Origin of the sequence: Oryzibacillus soli (genome assembly GCF_051594765.1) — a bacterium.
In the GTDB taxonomy this organism is placed as follows: Bacteria; Bacillota; Bacilli; order Paenibacillales; family NBRC-103111; genus Paenibacillus_AR.
Map to the genome: position 1 here is coordinate 229,317 of NZ_JBPPGJ010000002.1, position 20,414 is coordinate 249,730.

The following is a 20,414-nucleotide window of genomic DNA, read 5'->3' on the forward strand; positions in this document are numbered from 1 at the left end:
CCATTCGCACGACCATTGTATCCCTGTTGTGTAAACCGTCTATAAACCGGGCATGAAGATCCATAGAAGAAATCTTAACAATTCCTCCTGCTTGCGTTGATATTGCTATAACATTAACCCGCTATCATGAAAATATCCAACGGCATCAATGCCTGAAGTCCCGTATAAGACAAAAGAAGGAGGTTCATAGCATGAGCCGAGTCGTGACCTGGCTGCAATATCGCGAGCTTGCCGTATTCCACTACGTGAACGGCCGTCCCCGCGGGTGGCTGGACTGGTGGCTGAACCGCATCACCCATCTGGGCGGAGCGACGGCCACGCTGCTCATTACGTTATGCCTGTCGATCTTCGCAAGCGAGCCCTGGAATGTCGTCGCCATGCAGAGCTTCATCGCGCTGGCCCTGAGCCATATTCCGGTGGCGGTCATTAAGAAGAAGTATCCACGGCTGCGGCCCTACCTTGTCCTTCCTGACACCAATATATGCAAAAAACCGCTGACCGATCATTCATTTCCTTCCGGCCATACCACAGCCATCTTCTCCGTAACGGTGCCCTTCATGGCCGCCGCTCCGGTCTTGTCCCTCGTTCTGCTGCCGCTGGCCTTAACCGTAGCCCTGTCCCGGATGTATCTGGGGCTTCACTATCCCTCGGACTGCGCCGCGGGAGCCTTCCTCGGAACTTTGGCCGCTTTGCTGAGCTGCACGGTAATCTAAGCTGATTCCAATATATTACCAAGAGAGCGGCTTTATTAAAAGCCGCTCTCGTCTCGTTTAAGGAAAGTTTAAGATGTTAGCGTTTGCCTAGAACGGCCAGATGGTCCCGCAGCGCCTCTTCCCCCACCACAACCTCGCAGCGGTAAATCGGCATGCCCTGCTCATAAAATTTCAGCTCATATTCGGTCTGCACCATGTCTTCCCGCAGTCCGTCCTGGTGCAGATGGAGGGAGATGTCCCGCATGCGGAGCCCCTCGTCCGCGAAGGAATTCAAGGAGAATTCGAACAGGGACCGGGAGTCGGTCTTGAAGTGGATCTCTCCCCTGGAATTCAGAATTTCTTTGTATTTTCTTAAGAAATTCATATGGGTCAGACGCCGGCGGGCGTGCCGGTTCTTGGGCCAGGGATCGCTGAAGTTCAGATAGATCCGCTCGATCTCGCCGGTGGCGAACATCTCCTCGATATATTCGATATTGAAGCGGGCTAGCCGCAGATTGGGAATCCCGGCTCCCTCGGGCAGGTCTCCATGAGCCAGCCGCGCCTTCTCCGCTCCTCTTCTGATCAGCTCATCGAACATATCCACTCCGATATAATTAACGTCCGGGTTGCGGACCGACAATTCACTAATGAAACGCCCCTTGCCCATGCCAAGCTCCGCATGGATCGGGTTGCCGTTTCCGAAGTTTGCGGCCCATTCTCCTTTGCGGACTTTCGGATCCAACACGACCAGATCGGGCTGCCTCTCCAGAGACTCCTGGATCCCCTTACGACCTCTCAAACGCATTCTGACGATTCCTCCAAATTCTCTATTTGTATTCCCAGCATAGAACATCGCAACCGAAATTGCAAAATGACCGCAGCGAGCATAAACGCCCGAACGAAAAGAAATCCGAGCCGCTGTTCATGCGGTCGGATTCCATCATCGCGCTCGAGGAACGCCCCATTAATGGGCCAGCTCTTCGTAGCGGATCGAGTCGTTGCTCTCGTGGAAGAGCTCCTTATCAAGGGCCTTCCTGACCTTCTCCCGGGCAACGTCGTGCTGCCTGCTGTTCTGTCCGAAGCGGAAGCCGGTCAATGCCATGGCTTCCTTCAAGGTGAGCTCTACGGTGACCTTTTGTTCGCCTTGATTGATCGTAGCACTCATTCTGAATGCACCTCCGCATGAAATGGGTTCCATTATAGGGTGTCGAATAGGTGTGTTCGGTTGGGCGATTCGGCTGAAACCGTTGATATATCTCACTTCTAATATAACACTTTATGTTAGGTTTATCAAGAGGAACCGTTCACATTTTCGCCTAAATTTTTGAAAATAGAAAGCATCCGGCTTCCCCCGAAGGAAGCAACGGATGCCTTCTTATGCCTCTTAGATGTTGGTGCGGTCTTCTCTCTTGCTTCGCAGACCGGCCAAGCCCAACAGGCCGAGAAGACCCAGCCAGCCCCAGTCTATACCGTCGTTATCGGTTGCCGCTGCGGTATAGCTGCTGCCCGTGGAGGTCCCATCCGTACCGTAGCTGCGGTACGTACCGTCCGTACCATGGGTGCCGGTGGTGCCGTCCCGGTTCCCGTCGGTTCCTCTCATGTGGATACCGTTGTTGGTATGGTCGCCGTCGCCCCACGTGGTGCCCATGAAGCCCCCATGGCCGAACATGCCGGTGCCGCCACCGCCGTTATTGGCCCCGTTGCCGAACATCCGGCTGCCATGGTAATTCAGGATGCCAGTGCCCAAATCACTGTTCGTGCGGGCGTCATAAGTCCCCACCGTGCCTGTCGTTCCGGTCGTGCCGCTGGAATAGTTGGAGCCCGTGGTGCCGGAGGATCCGGATGTCCCGTAGTTGCTCATGCCCCCGCTCTGAGTCGTGTCGGCTTCGCCTTGAGCAAATGCGGTGCCGCCTAATGTCAAGCCGAGAGCCAGAGCTGCGGAGATGGCTGCTGTTTTACGCATTGGATGAGTGCCCCTTTCGATAAGCCAGAATGGTGGTGCGGGAACAAGCTTAGGATGCTTCCCGCGGCCGGAGCTATCCGAGGCACCTGCTGGAACACTAGTCAATTTTACTAAAGGGATTGTTCGCAATCTCCCCTGGCATTCGGTACAATGAAGAACGTACGCATTCCGACACGAAAGGCAGGGCGCTGACTATGACCCCCTCGATCCATCTGTCCGATTCGACCGTTCCCTACCTATGGGGGGACAAGCGGTTTCATACCTGGAATTACGAGATGCGGCGGCAGTTCGGCACGAAGGTATTCAAGGTGATGCTGGACGCCGGATTCACCTGCCCCAACCGGGACGGAACCATCGCCGCCGGCGGATGCACCTTCTGCAGCGCCAGGGGCTCCGGGGATTTCGCCGGAAGCCGCCGCGACGATCTGATCACCCAATTCAACAACATTCGGGACCTTCAGCACCAAAAGTGGCCTGAAGCCCAATATATCGGCTACTTCCAGGCCTATACCAACACCTTTGCCCCAGTGGAGGAGCTGCGGGAATATTATGAGGTGATTCTCCAGCAGCCCGGCGTCGTCGGACTGTCCATCGCCACCCGTCCGGACTGTCTGCCGGATGACGTGGTCGATTACCTGGCGGAGCTGAATGAACGAACGTACCTCTGGGTTGAGATGGGGCTGCAGACGGTTCATGAAGAGACCTCACAGCTGATCAACCGGGCCCATGACACGCAGACGTATTACGAGGCCGTTGCCAAGCTGCGCTCCCGCGGCATCCGGACGTGCGCCCACATCATCTACGGTCTCCCTGGGGAGACCCATGAGATGATGCTCGACACCGGACGGGCCGTCTCCAGAATGGACGTGCAGGGCATTAAGATCCATCTGCTTCATCTCATGCGCAAGACTCCCATGGTGAAGCAATATGAAGCGGGGCTGCTTCGTTTCCTCGAGAAGGACGAATATGTGGGGCTCATTGCGGATACGTTGGAGCTCTTGCCTCCGGAGATGATCGTCCACCGCCTGACGGGCGACGCCCCCCGCGACCTTCTCATCGGACCCATGTGGAGCCTGAAGAAGTGGGAGGTTCTGAACGCCATCGACGATGAGCTCCGGCAGAGGAACACCTGGCAGGGTAAGCTATGGAGGCCATAACACTGTCATAAGAAAAGCAGGTGAAAAATCAGATGGGATTTTTATCGGTATTAAGCTTTGCCCATGAACTGGCCGCGGCGCGGATCCGGCCCGGGGACTGCGCCGTCGACGCTACGGCGGGCAATGGGGTGGACACGCTGTTCCTGGCCCGGGCGGTGGGGCCGGGCGGCCGGGTTCATGCCTTTGACATTCAGGAGGCGGCCTTGGCCTCGACAGCGGCTCGGCTGGAGAAGGAGCTGCCGGACGGCTCGGACCGGGTGGTGCTCCATCTGGCCTCCCATGACGAGATGAAGCTCCGGATACCGGAGGAGCTTCACGAAACCGCGGCTGCCGTCATGTTCAATCTGGGCTATCTGCCGGGGGCCGACCATGCGGTGATCACAACTCCGGCCACCACCCTTCCCGCCCTGGAAGCGGCGCTGGAGCTGCTCCGCCGAGGCGGCGTGCTGACGATCGCCGTATATCCGGGACATGATGGCGGGCTGGCCGAGGCGGAGGCCGTGGAAGCCTGGGCATCCGGCCTGCCTCAGAGCGGCTTCCAGTCCATGAGCTACCGTTTCCTGAATCAGCGGAACCGCCCCCCCTACCTGCTCGCGGTCGAAAAACGATAAAACGTGTTATCGGAAATGCATTTTGCCCCTTTACGCCTCTTGCACCCCTTGGTTACAATAGGGAAAGTGTTGATTTTACAAGAGAAAGAAGGGACTGTGGAGTGAAACCATATCCGCTGCAATTTCAGCCGGAATTCAAGGATCGCGTCTGGGGCGGCCGCAATCTGGAGCGCTTCGGCTTCGACATGCCGGCAGGCAAGATCGGCGAAGCGTGGACCATCGGCGACCATCCGAACGGCACCACCAAGGTGATGAACGGCGAGCTGGCCGGACTGGGCCTGGATCAGGTCCGGGAGCAGTACGGCAAGGACTTCTTCGGGCCGAAGGGCTTCTCCGAGAAGACGGGACGGTTCCCGCTGCTCATCAAGCTGCTGGATTGTGAGGACGATCTGTCCGTCCAGGTTCACCCCAACGACGACTACGCCGGCCTGCCCCAGGGCGAGCTGGGCAAGACCGAGATGTGGTACGTGCTGGACGCCAAGCCGGGCGCCAAGATCATCTACGGGCTGAAGAACAACGTCACCCGTGAGAGTCTTGCCCAGGCCATCGCCGAGAACCGGATCATGGATACCATGAACGAGGTGTCCGTCTCTGCCGGCGATACCTTCTACATCCCGGCCGGTACGGTCCATGCACTGTGCGCCGGCGTGCTGGTGGCGGAGATCCAGCAGAATTCGGACACCACCTACCGCCTGTACGACTACGACCGTCCGGGCTTGGACGGCAAGCCCCGAGAGCTCCACGTGGAGGATTCGCTGAACGTGATTGCCTACGAAGGCTCCGGCGCCACCCGCATGACCACGGCGCTTGCGGCGGACAACCAGTGGCTGGCCATCGCGCAGTCCCCGTACTTCACCGTCGAGAAGGGCCAGACCTCGGGACGCTGGGAGCTGGCCACATCCGGTGACAGCTTCATCATCCACATCATCTGCGAAGGAACCGGCACCCTGATCTGGGCGGAAGGCTCCCTCGCCGTGAAGCCCGGCGACTGCTTCCTGATCCCGGCCAACCAAGGCGCCTACTCCTTCGAAGGCAAGCTGACCATGCTGCGAAGCCTGGTGCCTTAATAAGACAAGCCTCCGGCCGCATGCGGCATCGGAGGCTTGTTTGTTATCCGGCAATCCTTACATCTGCTGCACCAGAACCTGCCGGACCGGCGCGGCGAAATACCGGGCCTTCGGCTCATCGCCCGGCTCCAGGCCATAATGCACGAGGAGCAGGGTCGGCTCCTCGTGCAAGGTACCGTCAGCCAGGTAGAGATCGGCCCGGAACGGCAATACCTCAACCACAGCCGACTTATGCAGCTCCCGCTCGTTCCAGGCGGCTCCCGCCAGCTCCTCCGACAACGCGGCCGGATCGGCGGCGGCCGCGCGGAGTAGCTCGGCCTGCTCCTGCTTGTCCATGGCGAAGGTCCACCAGGTTTTGCGGGGCTTGTATTTGTGGTTCATGAAGTAATCGAGCTTCATCAGCCCCAACGCCATCTCCGGCCGCTTCAGCTTGCGGGTCTTCAAGAAAGCGTCCAGCCGGATGAAGAGATCCTCCAGCTGGTGGCCGATCTTGGACCAGCCCCGCTCCTCCCAATAATCCCCGAAGTCCTGGAAGAAATCGAAGGGCGTCGGGAACTCCTCCCGAAGCAGATACTCCATGGTGCGGTCCATCCGGTGCGCGTTCCAATATTTCTCCAGCACGTCCTCCACCCGCTTGATGCGGACCATATCCTCGAACGGCAGAATATCGTTGGCCAGGATCTCATAAGGCGCCTGATCCATGTACAGGTACCCGTACTTCTCCGCGTCCCGCCGCATGCCGGTGCCCCGCAGCATCTTCAGGAACCCCAGCTGCAGCTCCTCCGGGCGCAGCGCGAAAACGTCGTTGAAGGTCTTCTTGAAGGAATCGTAATTCTCCTCCGGAAGTCCCGCGATCAGGTCCAAGTGCTGGTCGATGACGCCGCTTTCCTTGACCATGCGCACCGTCCGCGACAGCTTCTCGAAGTTCTGCTTCCGCTGGACCAGCTTGTTCGTCAGATCGTTGGTGGACTGCACGCCCACCTCGAACCGGAACAGGCCCTTCGGCGCATTCCCCGCCAGGAAGTCCAGCACCTCCGGTCTCATGATGTCAGCGGTGATCTCGAACTGGAAGGTGCAGCCCCCGTGGTTCTTGATCAGATGGCCGAAAATATCCATCGCATAATCCCGCTTGATGTTGAACGTCCGGTCGACGAACTTCACCAGCTTGGCGCCGGAATCCACCAGATACTCCAGGTCCCGCTTGGTCCGCTCGATGTCGAAGTAGCGGACGCCCACCTCCACGCTGGAGAGGCAGAACTGGCAGCTGAACGGACAGCCCCGGCTGGTCTCGAAGTAGACCACGCGGTTGGGCAGCTGCGGCACATCCTCGGCGAAACGGTGAGGCGTCGGAATCGTATCCAGCTCCAGCTTGGGCCGGGGCGGGTTCACGATCACCTCAGAGCCCTTGCGGTAGGCGGCACCGAAGACCATATGCCACTTGGCCGTGCCGTCCCGGAGCTCCGTCAGCAGATGGTGGAAGGTCTCCTCGCCTTCCCCCATCACGATGAAGTCCACCTCCGGCAGCCGCTTCATCCAATATTCGGTGTCGTAGGACACCTCCGGACCGCCCAGGATGATGACAAGCTCCGGCATGATTTTGCGCAGCATCTGGATGATCTTGATGGTCTCCTCGATGTTCCAGATGTAGCAGGAGAAGCCCAATACGTCCGGGCGTCGGCGGTACAGGTCGGTCACGACGTTCATGACCGGGTCCTTGATCGTATATTCGGCGATCTCCACGTCGAACTCCCGCCCGCTGTAGGCCTTCAGATACCGGAGGGCCAGAGAGGTATGGATATACTTGGCGTTTAAGGTGGAGACGACAATATTCATGTTAGGCACATCCCTCTATTTCTTGGTCGAACCTCCCGCCGGCTGTCCGAAGCGGGAGTCTTCAGCCTCTATCATACATGCTCGTGCCGGCAAACTCAAAACCGGACATGCCTCTCTTACTTTATTCCATATTGACAGAAACGAGAGATAGATCTACATTTATACCTAGTTATCACGTCGGATTTACTCCATCAAAAAAAATCATCCCATCTCTATCAGGAAGGAACGGTGATGACCCCAATGGAACGGATCGCTCGCTCCATCACCGATCTCATCGGCAATACCCCCATGCTGGAGCTGGCCCGCTACGCTTCGCACGCCGGCTTGGAGGCTACTCTGCTGGCCAAGCTGGAATCCTTCAACCCCGCCGGCAGCGTCAAGGACCGGATCGGCTATGCCATGATCAAGGATGCCGAGGAGCGGGGGCTCATCAGGCCTGGCTCCGTGCTGATCGAGCCCACCAGCGGCAACACCGGCATCGCCCTGGCCAGCGTGGCGGCGGCGAAGGGCTACCGGCTCATCCTGACCATGCCGGATACGATGAGCGAGGAACGCCGCAACATGCTGAAGGCGCTGGGGGCCGAGCTGGTGCTCACGCCCGGCGCCGAAGGCATGGGAGGAGCCATCCGCAAGGCGAAGGAGCTTCAGTCGGCGCTGCCGGGCTCCTGCATCCTGCAGCAGTTCGACAATCCGGCCAACCCGGCTGCTCACCGCAGCACCACGGCGGAGGAGCTCTGGCGGGATACGGAGGGCCGGATCGATGTGTTCGTGGCCGGCGTCGGCTCCGGTGGAACGGTCACGGGCGTCGGCGAGGCGCTGAAGAGCCGCAACCCCGGCATCCGGGTCGTGGCGGTGGAGCCGATGGAGTCCCCGGTGCTGTCCGGCGGCAAGCCGGGGCCGAACCGGATTCAAGGCATCGGCGCCGGCTTCGTCCCCCGGGTATTCAACCCTGCGGTCTGCGACGAGATTCTGCCCGTCCCCGCCAGGGACGCCTACGAGACCACCCGGTCGCTGGGCCGGCTGGAGGGTCTGTTAGCCGGCATCTCGTCAGGAGCGGCCGTCTTCGCCGCCACCATCCTGGCCCGCCGCCCCGAGAACAGAGGGAAAACCATCGCGGTGCTTCTCCCCGATACCGGCGAACGGTATCTGTCCGTCCCCGGCTTGTTCGATTGAACGCCGAAGAAGCCGCTGCGCACCCGCAGCGGCTTTTCCCCTTCTTCAAGCATTCCTTTGCGCGCTAATAGGTGGCTTCCGCCGCCCAATCGCTGCAGTCTTCCTCCAGGAGTGCCAGCACCTCGCCGGACATCCGCTGGCGAAGCTCCAGCAGCTCGGCCAGATTCTCATCCTCCTGTGCCCCCTCCGTCCGGTCCAGACCTTTTAGACGGGATTGTTCCTCCATCATTTTTGTATACCGGTACAACAGCATCTGCTTTGAACACTCCTTCTTTATGGGGTCATACAGTGTATTCATGGGAATTTTTGTCTTATTCGCCGATCCTACATTTATTGTACGCCCCGAATGTGAAGCGTGGATCAAATACGGGTCAAGGGAAGATGAAGATTATCCCTCTGGCCCCGGCCGAAACCGCTGTCATTTACACCTTCTTACATTTCCCTTGTCTACCCCATCATATACCTGCCGTTCATGGAGACATCCTACGTGCCCCAGGTGCAATTTCCTTCGGATTAGGATATAGTAAAAGCATTTGAATCCCAAACCACAAAATGAGGGCGGAATATGGACCAACGCAGCAACAACAACAAACGAACACCCCAACGCAGCATACGCAGCAAGAAGCCGAACGGTGCCGCAGACGAACGCGGAGACCGCAGCTCCCCAAAAAGCCCCCCGGCGCCCCGCGGCGGCCGGGGAACCAAGCCCGGGCGGGGCGTGCCAGGCGCCAAGCCGGAGCAGCCCGCAGCACGGAACCGGGGCGGCAGCCCGAAACAGGATCCGGCTCCAGGCGCACGTGACACCCGCGGACCCAAGCCAAACCGCTCCCAGCCGGACACGGTGTTAACCTCTACAGAGCCGACGGAGCTGTTGGAGCTGCTCCTGTCCCGTCTTCCGGGAGGACGCAACCACGTGAAGGCCATTCTTTCCCGGGGCCAGGTATCCGTCGCCGGACGGCCGACCACCAAGTTCGATTACCCGGTGCTTCCGGGACAGCAGGTGACGGTCTCCTGGACCAAAACCTTCGAGGCGGAGATCCTGCGCGGTGTGCATATTCTGCATGAAGATCCGCATCTCTTGGTCGTCGAGAAGGAAGCCGGGCTCCTGTCCATCGCCTCGGAGCAGGAGAAGGCTGAGACGGCCTACGCCATGCTGACCGCGTACGTCCGCCGCACCCATCCGAAGAACCGGATCTACGTGGTGCACCGGCTGGACCGGGACACCTCCGGCGTCATGCTCTATGCCAAGAGCGAAGAGGTTCAACAAGCTCTGCAGAATGCCTGGAACGAGGCCGTCGAGGCCCGGACCTATGTAGCGCTGGTGGAAGGAGCCGTCCGAAAGCCGGAGGGAACCATTACTTCCTGGCTGAAGGAGAGCAAAACGCTGAAGATGTATTCCAGTCCCTACCCCAATGACGGGCAGAAAGCCGTCACCCATTACAAGGTGCTGAAGGCGGGACGGGACTTCTCCCTGCTGGAGCTGGAGCTGGAAACCGGACGCAAGAATCAGATCCGGGTCCACATGGAGGACATCGGCCACCCTATCGTCGGCGACAAGAAATACGGTTCCCGCACAAGCCCGATCGGAAGGCTGGGCCTGCATGCCCAGGCCATCGCCTTCCATCATCCGATTACAGGCGAGCTTCTCCGCTTCGAGACCAAGATTCCCAAGTCCTTCACCAAGACGGTGGACCAGCCGTAATTGGCCTACCCCCGGACAACAAGAAAGCTCCGCTCAACCCGGCCCATCCTGCTGCAGGACGGCGCCGATTGAACGGAGCTTCTTTTCTTCTATTCACTTGCTTCCTTACTCCTTGTCCTTCTCCGGCTCGCTGGACGGCTCCCACTTCTTCGGCTCCCCGTCCTCCTTGTCGAACTCGTCGCGGTAATCCGTCGTCACATGGTAAGCCGTAACCTGGTCCCGGGAGACCTCATGCAGCTCGCTGTACTCCCAAGCCGGCTTCTCTTGCTTGGAGCGGCCCCGCAAGGCGTACCTCTGACCGGAAACGGTCAGGAAGCGCTCTTCGTCGTAGTAGGCCTCCTCGTGAGCCCCAAGCTTCGCATCCAGCTCTTCCTTCGTCAAGACGACTTTCCTGCCGAACTGAAACATCGTATCCATCCGTTGCGATTCCTCCTGCGCTTCTAAGCTTTGCGGAGCTTCCCCAGCTCGGACACGATCGCGTCGATCTCACTGACGCTGAACCGGTCCTTGCTGTCCACCAGCTCGTAGATATCCTTCAGATCCTCATACTGCGACTCGTCAAAAAACTCAGCCTTGATGGCCGCGCCGCTGGCTACCCGAAGCTTGTTCTTGATGGCGTCGATCATGTAGGCGATATTCTCCGTCGTATTGCGGGACAAATCCATCTGTCTGCCACCACCTTTTTTTCGCTTCATGTCCTCCATTGTACCATGAAGAATGGGGGTTTGGCCCGTTCTCCGACCGATTATTTCATATTGCCGGTATTCTTGACCTTCACCTGGGTCTCCACCTTGAAGATCAGCTGGGGATACAGCGCCTCCCAAGCCTGCTTTTCCTCCTCCACCCCGGCCCAGTGCCGTGCTCGGTACCGAAGGCCCAGGCCCACCGGATCGATTCCGGCGGATTGGCACTTCTTCAGCAGGGTATTCGCCACTTGGGTGATCTTCTCTTCGGACAGCCGCTCGATTGTCATTCTCGTGTCCGGGGTCATTACCCGATGAGGAACCACTTCCCTCAGATCGCCGTTGATCTGGATCCGCACTTTGACCTCCGGCTCCGGCCCCTCCAGAATCTTGTAGCTGGCCTTCTGCTGCTTGGACAGAATAACGGCATCGGCCACGGGATCCCCTCCGTCCCCCCTTACCACCCACTCCGCCCCGGCAAGCCTGCCGTTGCTATGGAGCAGGTTCAAGAGGCGGGTTTCATCCGGGGACAGCTCCAGAACCAGCTTATCGTCCTTAAACAGCGCCGTATGGGTGATGGCCAACCCCTGCTTCACCCTCTCGAGGACGGGAAGCTCGGAGTCCACACCCACCTCCGTTATCTCCCGATAGAAGGAATAGAGGGGCTGGGTCACCGCCAGATCGGATTCCATCCCCGACCGGGAGAAGACCAGGAACACATGGTTTGAGGGAAACCGCTCCGACCGGGGCTTAATCTCCAGCGTCTGCCGGGCAGTTGGCTTGCCAACGGCCAGCCAGCAGATCTTCTGGACCTCCGGGTTTCTCTGCATCCAATCCATATGTGTCCGGAGCCCCTTGCGCGCCACCTCTTCCCCGAAGACGATCAGCTTCAGGTGACCGAAGTTCAGCTCCTTGTCCACCTGGGTTCGGATCTTATTCAGCGCTCCTTCGATGGTCTCATCCTCCTCACTGAAGATGACGAACTCCGAATCCTTATCACGAAGAATTCCCTTCGGCACCGCCAGCTTAGCGGTTACAACGATCTTCCCCTCCGAACCTCCATCCACTCCTAGGGATACCACGAAGAAACGATTGTCGATCGCTTTGCTGGAACTGTTGCTGCACCCTTGGAGGAGAAGCAGCAGTACGATTGCGGCAGTCCATACCACACAACGCGGCCCTTTCATTCCTTCGCCCTCCTCCAAGCCATCAGTCCGAGAACCCCGATCATCACAAACTCAGAGAAAAAGCGAGCAAGCATAAACAGCCGGCTCTGCTCGATGATCTTGTCATAGCTCATGTGCCCCACTATGGCGTAGGCGGGGGCGGCATACAGCAACAGCGGCAGAAGGAAGCTCCAGGGATGCCGAAGCTTAGCGACCGAAGAGATCATGCTGTTGAAGGCGGTTAACGACACGTGCCAGTGGACGATGATGCTGAACAGGCAGATGCTGATGTAGATGAACAGATAGATGAAAAGCATCCGCTCGATGATAAACAGCTCCATCCGTACGGAATCCGCCGTACTCGTGAACGGATAGGAATAAATCTCGATACCCATGGTCCCATGGTACAGCACCGGCACCAGGAAGCAGAAGCCCAGGCTGAGCAGACCCGCCAGGGGAACGATCCAGAAATGGCGGAAGCCCACCGGTTTGGCGAAGCTCTTCTGGAAGGCCATCATATTCGCGTAGCCGGAGAAGACGAACGCTGCTGCTGCCACCGTTTCCAACTCCGGCATGTGTCCCATATGGGTGAAGATATCCACGACCCCGTCCGGCTCAATATGGACATCGGTGAACAGCTTGTAGCAGAAGCCTGCCAAGAGAGGGACGTTAATGATTAAGAGCACCTCGAGACCCATTAGGATGGACTTGGAGGGAATCTGGGCGGCAGTCAGCACCAAGAGCAGATATAAGGTCAGGATGGCGTATTCCGAGACTCCCGGGTTCAAGAACAAGGAGGCCACTTTATCGAAGGTCATCAACGTGATCAGGCCAACCCAATAGAAGATAACCAGCATCAGCAGCTTGCTGCCCCAGGCCGCCCAAGACGGCATGTAACGGTCCAGAAGCTCCGGCAGGGTTAAGAGTGGCAGCCGCTCGCTCAGCTTCAGATAGGCCGCTACCAGGAGTGTCCCCACCAGCACGGCCGTCAGAATGCCCGTGATCGAGCCCTGGAACCGGTGGCGGACCAGGAATACGGGGACGAACATGCCGATATTGGTGATCTGGTTCACCGAGAATAAGTAAAAGAAATATCTCCGCTCCATTTAATTCCTTCCTTCCGCAGGCTCTCCCTTGCCTTCCGAGCGCTTCTGGAACAGCCGGAAATAGGGCTCTCCGAAGCTGGTCAGTTGAACCAGATACATGAGAAGACCCAGAAGCCCGACCAGAATCCCGTTCAGCCCGAACAGGCTGGCCAGAAGCACCAGCGGGTACTTCAGGATCCGGACCGCAAAGCTCATGGCGGCAACGGGAACCGTAAAATTGCTGATGGCCACTGCGGCGGTGATAATGATCATGATGTCTCCCACCAGCCCTGCGGAGATAGCCGCCTGCCCCAGAATCAAGCCGCCGACCGTGGTGGCGGCCGGACCGATAGCCTTCGGCAGACGGACGCTGGCTTCACTCAAGAGCTCCATCATGGCCAGCATGAAGAGAAGCTCCAGATTTGGCGGATAAGGAACCGACGCTCGGGTTCCCGCCATAACCAGCGCCAGTTGGATCCGCAGAAGCTCCGGATTGTGGCTGGCCACGGCCACGTAGAAGGCGGGCAGGGTGACGGCTATGAATAAGGCGATGCTCCGCAGGGTGTTCAGGAAGACGGCGACCGGCTTCCGCTGGGACACATCGTCCATGGAGGAGAAGAAGTCCAGAAATACGGTGGGAGCGATCAAAGCGAAGTTGTCCCCCTCCAGGAGAAGCACCACCTTGCCCGAATCCAGATTCAAGACCGTGCGGTCCGGCCGCTCCGTGATCAGCATATTGGGGAACGGTGTCCAGATGTGCCTCTTGTTCAGAAGCCGCTGAAGCTGGCCTAACGATTGGATCATGTCGGCTCCGATCCCCTCCAGACGAGACTCCAGCTCTGCAAGTATGCCTGGGCGCACCCTGTTCCCGTCATAGAGCATGGCCATCTGGCTTACTGGAGAACGGCCCGCTCTCCTTTTCTTCACGATGAGCGACGGATTCTTGTACCGGTTGCGCAGCAAATTGATGTTCTTATCCAAGCTGCCGCTGAAGGCATCCTGGGGCCCCTGCAACACCGTCTCCACCCGCGCATCGCCAATGGGACTGGATTCGAAGAACCGGGTCCGGATTCCCCATACCTTCTCGCTTCCGAACAGCAGCACATGTCCTGAATACAGGAGTCCGATCCAGCTCTCCTGCTCCCTGATGCCGGTCTCCTCGGCTTCGGGCAGCGCATCTACATACAGGGCGAAGGAGCCGTAGTCCGGATTATCGGCGAACGGCCGGATTAGCTCCTTGCGGATCAGCTCTGCATCGCAGATGGAGCGCAGATACAAGAGATGCAGCGAATAATCCCGATGCCGGAGCTCCTTGCTGACCAGATCGTCATTCCCGGCACTCTCCATTTCCTCGATGAATCGCCGGATCTGCGCAGATTCCACCCTCATGCTTCATCCCTCCGTGATCATGGATGCGAATCCCTTCCCTCCTAGAGTCTCCCAAGCGGGCTTGCATTATTTGGAGCCGCCCGACATTTTCCATTCGAATCCAGAATTTACAGCCCACAGCTTTCCCATACTACATCCGAAGAAAGACGCGGGAGGATGTTCATTCATGCGCAGATTTCGGATCTTGTTCGGTCTATATCTTTTCGTTGCGGCGGTGGCATTGGGGGCGGCGGTCTGGCTGTCCTCCGGCCCCGAGTATGTATACCGGCCCTCGGACGATAAAGTCCTGAACCCTGAGCGCGGAGGCTCGGTGCGGGCCGCCTCCGAAGGGGACGAGTCCGGTGATCCGGCCCTGGGGAAAACCTCGTTCTACGGAAGCACCTTCGGCAACGAGGTCTTCTTCACGGATATCATGGGCCTGTTCGACGGCCCCTTCACGCTTCCCAACGTCATTCAAGCCGTGGTCGGGCTTCGCGGTCAAGGGACGGACAATCTGAAGGTCAAGGCAGCCAAAACCGCTACCATCGCCGGGCAGACCATTCATGAAGGCGATCTGATCGAGACCGGACTTGATGTGCCCAAGGGGGCTGCAGCCCCGTTGGGAGTACGGATCAAATACGCAGACGGCCGCTTGAAGGCCGGCATCTCCTGCCTTGTCTGCCATGCCACCGTGGATGACCGGACCGGCAAGGTGGCGCTGGGGGTGCCCAACCGGGACCTGAACGTCGGCTACCTGCTGGCCATGGCCACCAACACCTCCGCCTATTTCACCCACACCCAGATCAGCACGCTCCAAACCTACATGCGGGATCTGACCCGCACGGTGAAGGGCTCGGACGGTCAGGACAAGGTGCTGCCCGATCCGGAGCTCTTAGAGGATGCCGTGGATCGGGACATCATCCGCTGGCCGAGGGGCAGTAACGACACCACCTTGGATTCCACCAACAATCCGGTGCAGATCCCGGACTCCATTACACTGGGAGACCACCCTTACGGCTGGTCCGGCCAAGGAGTCGCCGGCCCCTTCAAGGGCTTGTCGGCCGCCATTAACAACGCCCATGCGCAGAATATGGATGCTATGACCCAATCGGAGCTGGCTTGGCCCGTCAAGGACGTGGATAAGGAGCTGTATATCGGAACCCTGCTCCAGCGGGCCGCCACACCCAAGTACCGTTACGACCCTGCTTCGGGCAGGAAGCCGTCGGATTTCTTCGCCTCCGTGGACCCGACACCCGGCATGCCAGGGGTGAATCAGGTCATCCCGGCTCCCAGCTATCCCCGGTCCTCCTATATGTCCGCGGTAGGATTGTTCAACAGCGAGCCGGGTTTTACGGCTTGGCAGCAGGTGAATTCCATGTCAGCCTGGATGAACACGCTGGTGCCGCCCAAGCCCCGGGTGGAGGCGGATGCACGGACGGTGGCCATGGGGGAAGGCGTGTTCCGGAAAGCCCAGTGCGTCTCCTGCCATGCCGGAGCCTTCTTCACCAATAACAAGATCATCCCGGTGAAGGAGATCGGAACGGAACCGGCCCGTGCGGCGGGCTTCCGGGTCGCCGAGAAATTCTTCGATCCCGTTCCCCGGATGTATGCACCGAACGTTCCCGTCCCTCTGCCTGACAGCCCCGAGGTGCGGACTATTGAGCTGACCGAGGAGCAGCGGGCCGCCCTGCAGTTGGCTTGGGCTCAGAAGGGCTCCGAGGGGGGATACAAGGTGCCCAGCCTCTTCGGGTTATCGTGGAGCCCTCCATACCTTCATGACGGCGGTGTGGCCGTGGGACCGGACCGGGAACGGGACTTGGGGATTCCCGGAACCTGGAACAAGGGCGTGGGCCCGGATGCCTACAACAGCCTCCAAGCCTTGCTGGACCGGCGTCAGCGGGCACGGGTGATGGAGGCCAACAAGCCTCTCGCCCCCGCTCATGTAACCGGCGAAGGCCATGCCTTCTGGGTGGATGAGGAAGCGGGCTTCACCCCGGAGGAGCAGGATGCGCTCATCCGTTACCTGCTGACCATTCCAGGCCGGTAAGTCACATATGTGGAGGTAAGAGACGATGAGAGCAGCCGTCTATACCGGCTTCCGGCAGATCAAGTATGCCGAGGTGCCCGATGTGAAGATCCAGCATCCGGAGGATATGATCGTACGGGTGACGGCCACCACCATCTGTGGCTCCGATCTTCACTTTTACCATGGGCTCGTGAACAGCCTTGCGGAAGGCTCCATCATTGGTCACGAAGCCGTCGGCGAGGTGGTGGAGACCGGCCCCGATGTGGTGAAGGTCCGCAAGGGAGACAAGGTCGTTCTCCCCTTCAACGTGGCTTGCGGACACTGCCGGCCCTGCCTGAACGGGTTGGAGAGCCAGTGTGATACGGCCAATGAAAAAGGCCAGGCCGGTGCCTACTTTGGCTGCTCCCGCCTGTACGGCGATTATGAGGGGTGCCAGGCAGAATACGTCCGGGTGCCGTTTGCCAATTTCACCTCCTTCGCCGTGCCGAAAGACAATGAGCTGGATGACCGGAAGCTGCTTCTGCTGTCGGACACCCTGCCCACCTCCTATTGGGCTATTCACCACAGCGGGGTGAAGCCGGGGGATACGGTGATCGTCATCGGCTGCGGGCCCATCGGGCTGATGGTTCAGAAGTGCGCCTGGCTCCAGGGGGCCTCCCGTGTCATCGCCGTGGACCTGGTGCCGGAGAGGCTGGAATATGCCCGGCGGGTGAACAAGGCGGAGGTCTACAATCTGACGGAATATGCGGATCTGGCGGGAGACCTGTACGAGAACACCGGCGGCGGCGCCGACGTCGTACTCGATTGTGTGGGGGGAGACGGTCTGATGACGCCCGGAGAGCTTGCCCAAACCTTCTTCCAGGTCCAAGGCGGCGGCTTATCCGCCTTCCAGATGGCTCAGCAGACCGTAGCCAAGGGGGGCACCATCCAGCTGGTGGGCATCTATGCCCTTCGCTACAACCAGTTTCCGCTGGGGGATTTGTTCGCGCGCAACGTAGTTCTGAAAATGGGGCAGGCACCGGTGATCCGATATATGGAGCCCCTGTACCAGCTGCTGAAATCCGGACGATTGGACACGGACATCTATTCCCATACCCTTCCCCTGTCCGAGGCATCGGAGGCTTATCGGCTCTTCGACCATCGGGCGGACGGATGCCTGAAGGTCCTGCTGCAGCCATAGAGAGGCTGTGGGAAAGTGAAAAGCACCGGCGAGGACGAGGCGTCCTTTACCGGTGCTTGTTTACGTTCCCTATACTCTTATGACGTACTCCTAAGGTTTATTCATAACCCGGCCGCTTCGCGGGCCGGGCCCGGGGCAATCTCCTCGTCCGTCAGGAAGCAGGCCGGATCCTCCGCCCACAGCTCGCCATGGACTGCCAAGGCGCGAGAGCGGAAATTGCCGTTGCAGATGTCCAGGTACTTGCATTGGCTGCAGCGTCCGGTCAAGAGCGGCTTCCGGTTGCGCAAGCCCTCCAGCACCGGATGGGTGCCGTGCCAGATGTCGCGGAACGGAGTCATCTTCACATTGCCAAAGGTGATGGACGGCGTGAACTGGTCGGGATGCACGTTCCCCAGGTGGTCGATATTGCAGATGGCGATGCCCGTCCGGTTGCCCCCGTTCATCTGCAGCTTGTTCAGGATGGAGGCCGCCTTCTCCTTATCCTGCTCCAGCGCCTTCATATAGAGATAGACGCCGTCCGCATGGTTATCGACGGTAAGCAGCTCCTTCTGGATGCCCCGGCGGGTGAACTCCTGGGCCTTGGAGAAGATCAGATCCAGGGCCTGGCGGGTTTCCTCGTGGGAGATGTCGTCCTCCAGGGAGCCGCGGCCCGAGTATACCAGATGGTAGAAGCAGGCCCGCTGGATGCCTTCCTCCTCCATCAGGTCGAAGATCAGGGGCAGCTGCTCGATATTATGCCGATTCATGGTGAAGCGCAAGCCCACCTTCTGCCCCTGCGCCATACAGTTGCGAACGCCGCGGATGGCTGCGTCGAAGGCCCCGTTCTTCTGCCGGAAATAGTCGTGGACCTGCCCGATGCCGTCCAGGCTGATGCCTACGTAGCCGACGCCCATCTCCTTGATGCGGCGGGCCGTTTCCTGGTCGATCAAGGTACCGTTGGTCGAAAAGGTGATGCGGATGCCCTTGCCGATGGCGTACTCCGCAAGCTCGAAGATATCGGGGCGCACCAGCGGCTCGCCGCCGGAGAACAGGATGACCGGCACCTTCATGGCCGCCATCTCGTCGATGAGCCCGAGGGCCTCCTCCGTAGTCAATTCCCCTTCATACTTCTTATTCTCGGAGTTGGCGTAGCAGTGCATGCACTTCAGGTTGCAGGAACGGGTGACGCTCCAGACCACCACCGGGCCTGCGCCGGCATGGGTACCGGTACGGTGCCCCCGGGAATGCTCGGTGTAACGCAGCTTGTCGCCGAAGGACTCGACGTCCGCCAGCAAATGGGAGACGGCCAGCATATAATCACTCCTATTTAGTAATTCTTCCTAAAAACAAATATGGACTATCTAACATTTTAACCAATTCGTCCCGGTTTCTCTGTGATTCTTATCATAATAGAAATAGGGCAGATTTGTTATGGTTACAATGTGAAAGTGCGCATATTTGGTAATATATCCAACTGGAGGGTGAAATCTACATGATTGCCGCCGATTATAATCAGAATCCGTTCATCGTTGTCTGGGAAGTGACCCGCGCCTGTGCCTTGAACTGTCTGCACTGCCGGGCCGAAGCCCAGCACCGCCGCCATCCGATGGAGCTCAGCACCGAAGAAGGCAAGCGCCTCCTGGACGAGATCCAGAGCATGGACTCGCCTCTCTTCGTCTTCACCGGCGGGGATCCTCTCATGAGGGACGATCTGTTCGAGTTAGCCTCTTACGCCAAGAGCATCGGACTGCGCACCTCCATTACGCCCAGCGCCACCCCGCGCGTTACGGAGGAGGCCATGCGCAAAGCCGTGGACATTGGGCTCGACCGCTGGGCCTTCAGCCTGGACGGCTCCACGGCGGAGATCCACGACCGCTTCCGGGGTACCTCCGGCTCCTTCGATCTGACCATGCGCTCCTTGGCCACCCTGCGCAAGCTGGGCATGCCTCTGCAGATCAACACCACCGTCTGCGAGCATAACAAGCGGGATCTGCAGAATATCGCCGATATGTTGGGCGAGATGGGCGTCGTCATGTGGAGCGTCTTCTTCCTGGTGCCTACGGGCCGCGGCAAGGAGGACGACATGATCACGCCGGAGGAGGGCGAGGAGATCCTCCACTGGCTGGCTGAGCTGGGCGAGAAGGTTTCCTTCGGCGTCAAGACCACGGCCGCTCCCTTCTACCGCCGGGTATTGGCTCAGCGCGCCAAGGCGGCCGGCAAGCCTCCTGAAGCCGCAGCCGGCAAGATGATCGGTGTCCCCGCCTTCGCCACCACCACAGGCAAAAGCCCCTTCGGCGCCGGAGACGGCAAAGCCGCCATGCGGGCGCCTCGCGGCGTCACCGACGGCAGCGGCTTCGTCTTCGTCTCCCACACGGGGGACATCTCGCCAAGCGGCTTCCTGCCGCTGGACTGCGGCAACGTGCGGGACATGAGCTTGGCCCAGGTGTACCGGGAGCACCCGGTGTTCACGGGCATCCGCCAGCCGGAGCTCTACGCCGGCAAGTGCGGCGTCTGCGAATACCGCGGCATCTGCGGCGGCTCCAGGGCCCGTGCCTACACCGCCACCGGCGACTACATGGGCAGTGACCCGGCCTGCGCCTATCAGCCGGACGAATGGGTCAAGCTGCAAGCCAGCGTATAACGGCTCCGCTCCTGCAGGAAGTAGAGCGTGAAAAAGCTGTTTGGATTTATCCCCCACCCCGGCGGGATCCATCCAAACAGCTTTTCCC

20 protein-coding genes are annotated in these 20,414 nt (G+C 59.4%); 9 read left to right on the forward strand and 11 right to left on the reverse strand.

Annotation, left to right across the window (positions count from 1 at the left end):
* The first annotated feature begins 191 nt into the window (after positions 1-191).
* Positions 192-713 (forward strand): phosphatase PAP2 family protein, encoded by a 522-nt coding sequence (locus ACSEXW_RS02975; protein WP_438444609.1) that lies wholly within the window; start codon positions 192-194, stop codon positions 711-713.
* Between the two features lie 76 nt (positions 714-789).
* Here the strand turns inward: ACSEXW_RS02975 and trmB are convergent, their stop codons facing one another.
* The 3 genes from trmB to ACSEXW_RS02990 form a co-directional block, all read right to left on the reverse strand.
* Positions 790-1,497 carry a tRNA (guanosine(46)-N7)-methyltransferase TrmB gene (trmB, locus tag ACSEXW_RS02980; protein WP_438444610.1) on the reverse strand — a complete coding sequence of 236 codons (708 nt, stop codon included), beginning with the start codon at positions 1,495-1,497 and terminating at the stop codon, positions 790-792.
* A 159-nt stretch (positions 1,498-1,656) separates the two neighbouring features.
* The gene (locus ACSEXW_RS02985; protein ID WP_438444611.1) at positions 1,657-1,857 is read right to left on the reverse strand and encodes a hypothetical protein; all 201 of its coding nucleotides are present in this window, start codon (positions 1,855-1,857) and stop codon (positions 1,657-1,659) included.
* Positions 1,858-2,076: 219 nt separating this feature from the next.
* Positions 2,077-2,655 (reverse strand): WGxxGxxG family protein, encoded by a 579-nt coding sequence (locus ACSEXW_RS02990; RefSeq protein ID WP_438444612.1) that lies wholly within the window; start codon positions 2,653-2,655, stop codon positions 2,077-2,079.
* 194 nt (positions 2,656-2,849) lie between these two features.
* On the opposite strand from ACSEXW_RS02990, the gene mnmL reads away from it, so the two are divergent.
* The 3 genes from mnmL to ACSEXW_RS03005 all read left to right on the forward strand — a co-directional run bounded on the left by mnmL (position 2,850) and on the right by ACSEXW_RS03005 (position 5,490).
* Positions 2,850-3,812, forward strand: coding sequence for a tRNA modification radical SAM protein MnmL/YtqA (gene mnmL, locus ACSEXW_RS02995; RefSeq protein ID WP_438444613.1), 963 nt, complete (start codon positions 2,850-2,852; stop codon positions 3,810-3,812).
* A gap of 32 nt (positions 3,813-3,844) precedes the next feature.
* A complete protein-coding gene (mnmM, locus tag ACSEXW_RS03000; RefSeq protein WP_438444614.1) occupies positions 3,845-4,423 on the forward strand; it encodes a tRNA 5-(aminomethyl)-2-thiouridylate-methyltransferase MnmM in 579 nt (192 codons plus the stop codon).
* A gap of 101 nt (positions 4,424-4,524) precedes the next feature.
* On the forward strand, positions 4,525-5,490 hold the full coding sequence (locus tag ACSEXW_RS03005) for a type I phosphomannose isomerase catalytic subunit (RefSeq protein WP_438444615.1): 966 nt from the start codon (positions 4,525-4,527) through the stop codon (positions 5,488-5,490).
* A 57-nt stretch (positions 5,491-5,547) separates the two neighbouring features.
* Here ACSEXW_RS03005 and ACSEXW_RS03010 read toward each other — a convergent pair whose 3' ends face one another.
* Positions 5,548-7,323 (reverse strand): B12-binding domain-containing radical SAM protein, encoded by a 1,776-nt coding sequence (locus ACSEXW_RS03010; RefSeq protein ID WP_438444616.1) that lies wholly within the window; start codon positions 7,321-7,323, stop codon positions 5,548-5,550.
* Between the two features lie 240 nt (positions 7,324-7,563).
* Between ACSEXW_RS03010 and cysK the strand changes: the two genes are divergently transcribed.
* Positions 7,564-8,496: a cysteine synthase A gene (cysK, locus tag ACSEXW_RS03015; protein ID WP_438444836.1), complete on the forward strand. Its 933-nt coding sequence runs from the start codon at positions 7,564-7,566 to the stop codon at positions 8,494-8,496.
* Between the two features lie 64 nt (positions 8,497-8,560).
* Here cysK and ACSEXW_RS03020 read toward each other — a convergent pair whose 3' ends face one another.
* The gene (locus ACSEXW_RS03020) at positions 8,561-8,749 is read right to left on the reverse strand and encodes a hypothetical protein (protein ID WP_438444617.1); all 189 of its coding nucleotides are present in this window, start codon (positions 8,747-8,749) and stop codon (positions 8,561-8,563) included.
* A gap of 312 nt (positions 8,750-9,061) precedes the next feature.
* On the opposite strand from ACSEXW_RS03020, the gene ACSEXW_RS03025 reads away from it, so the two are divergent.
* On the forward strand, positions 9,062-10,198 hold the full coding sequence (locus ACSEXW_RS03025; protein ID WP_438444618.1) for an RluA family pseudouridine synthase: 1,137 nt from the start codon (positions 9,062-9,064) through the stop codon (positions 10,196-10,198).
* 105 nt (positions 10,199-10,303) lie between these two features.
* Here ACSEXW_RS03025 and ACSEXW_RS03030 read toward each other — a convergent pair whose 3' ends face one another.
* Genes ACSEXW_RS03030 through ACSEXW_RS03050 form a run of 5 tightly spaced genes read right to left on the reverse strand, consistent with a single transcriptional unit; the run spans position 10,304 to position 14,521 of the window.
* Positions 10,304-10,615, reverse strand: coding sequence for a hypothetical protein (locus ACSEXW_RS03030; protein ID WP_438444619.1), 312 nt, complete (start codon positions 10,613-10,615; stop codon positions 10,304-10,306).
* A gap of 23 nt (positions 10,616-10,638) precedes the next feature.
* On the reverse strand, positions 10,639-10,893 hold the full coding sequence (locus ACSEXW_RS03035; RefSeq protein ID WP_438444620.1) for a DUF1128 domain-containing protein: 255 nt from the start codon (positions 10,891-10,893) through the stop codon (positions 10,639-10,641).
* A gap of 50 nt (positions 10,894-10,943) precedes the next feature.
* Positions 10,944-12,068: a Ger(x)C family spore germination protein gene (locus tag ACSEXW_RS03040; protein ID WP_438444621.1), complete on the reverse strand. Its 1,125-nt coding sequence runs from the start codon at positions 12,066-12,068 to the stop codon at positions 10,944-10,946.
* Positions 12,065-13,153, reverse strand: coding sequence for a hypothetical protein (locus ACSEXW_RS03045; RefSeq protein WP_438444622.1), 1,089 nt, complete (start codon positions 13,151-13,153; stop codon positions 12,065-12,067). The genes ACSEXW_RS03040 and ACSEXW_RS03045 overlap by 4 nt, the downstream gene beginning before the upstream one ends.
* On the reverse strand, positions 13,154-14,521 hold the full coding sequence (locus tag ACSEXW_RS03050) for a spore germination protein (RefSeq protein ID WP_438444623.1): 1,368 nt from the start codon (positions 14,519-14,521) through the stop codon (positions 13,154-13,156).
* Positions 14,522-14,687: 166 nt separating this feature from the next.
* On the opposite strand from ACSEXW_RS03050, the gene ACSEXW_RS03055 reads away from it, so the two are divergent.
* The gene (locus ACSEXW_RS03055; protein WP_438444624.1) at positions 14,688-16,547 is read left to right on the forward strand and encodes an electron transport protein; all 1,860 of its coding nucleotides are present in this window, start codon (positions 14,688-14,690) and stop codon (positions 16,545-16,547) included.
* A 25-nt stretch (positions 16,548-16,572) separates the two neighbouring features.
* Positions 16,573-17,706: an alcohol dehydrogenase catalytic domain-containing protein gene (locus ACSEXW_RS03060; protein ID WP_438444625.1), complete on the forward strand. Its 1,134-nt coding sequence runs from the start codon at positions 16,573-16,575 to the stop codon at positions 17,704-17,706.
* Positions 17,707-17,807: 101 nt separating this feature from the next.
* Here the strand turns inward: ACSEXW_RS03060 and ACSEXW_RS03065 are convergent, their stop codons facing one another.
* Positions 17,808-18,998 (reverse strand): radical SAM protein, encoded by a 1,191-nt coding sequence (locus ACSEXW_RS03065; RefSeq protein WP_438444626.1) that lies wholly within the window; start codon positions 18,996-18,998, stop codon positions 17,808-17,810.
* A gap of 179 nt (positions 18,999-19,177) precedes the next feature.
* Between ACSEXW_RS03065 and ACSEXW_RS03070 the strand changes: the two genes are divergently transcribed.
* Positions 19,178-20,326, forward strand: a complete 1,149-nt coding sequence (locus ACSEXW_RS03070; RefSeq protein WP_438444627.1) for a TIGR04053 family radical SAM/SPASM domain-containing protein — start codon at positions 19,178-19,180, stop codon at positions 20,324-20,326.
* Positions 20,327-20,414: the final 88 nt, after the last annotated feature.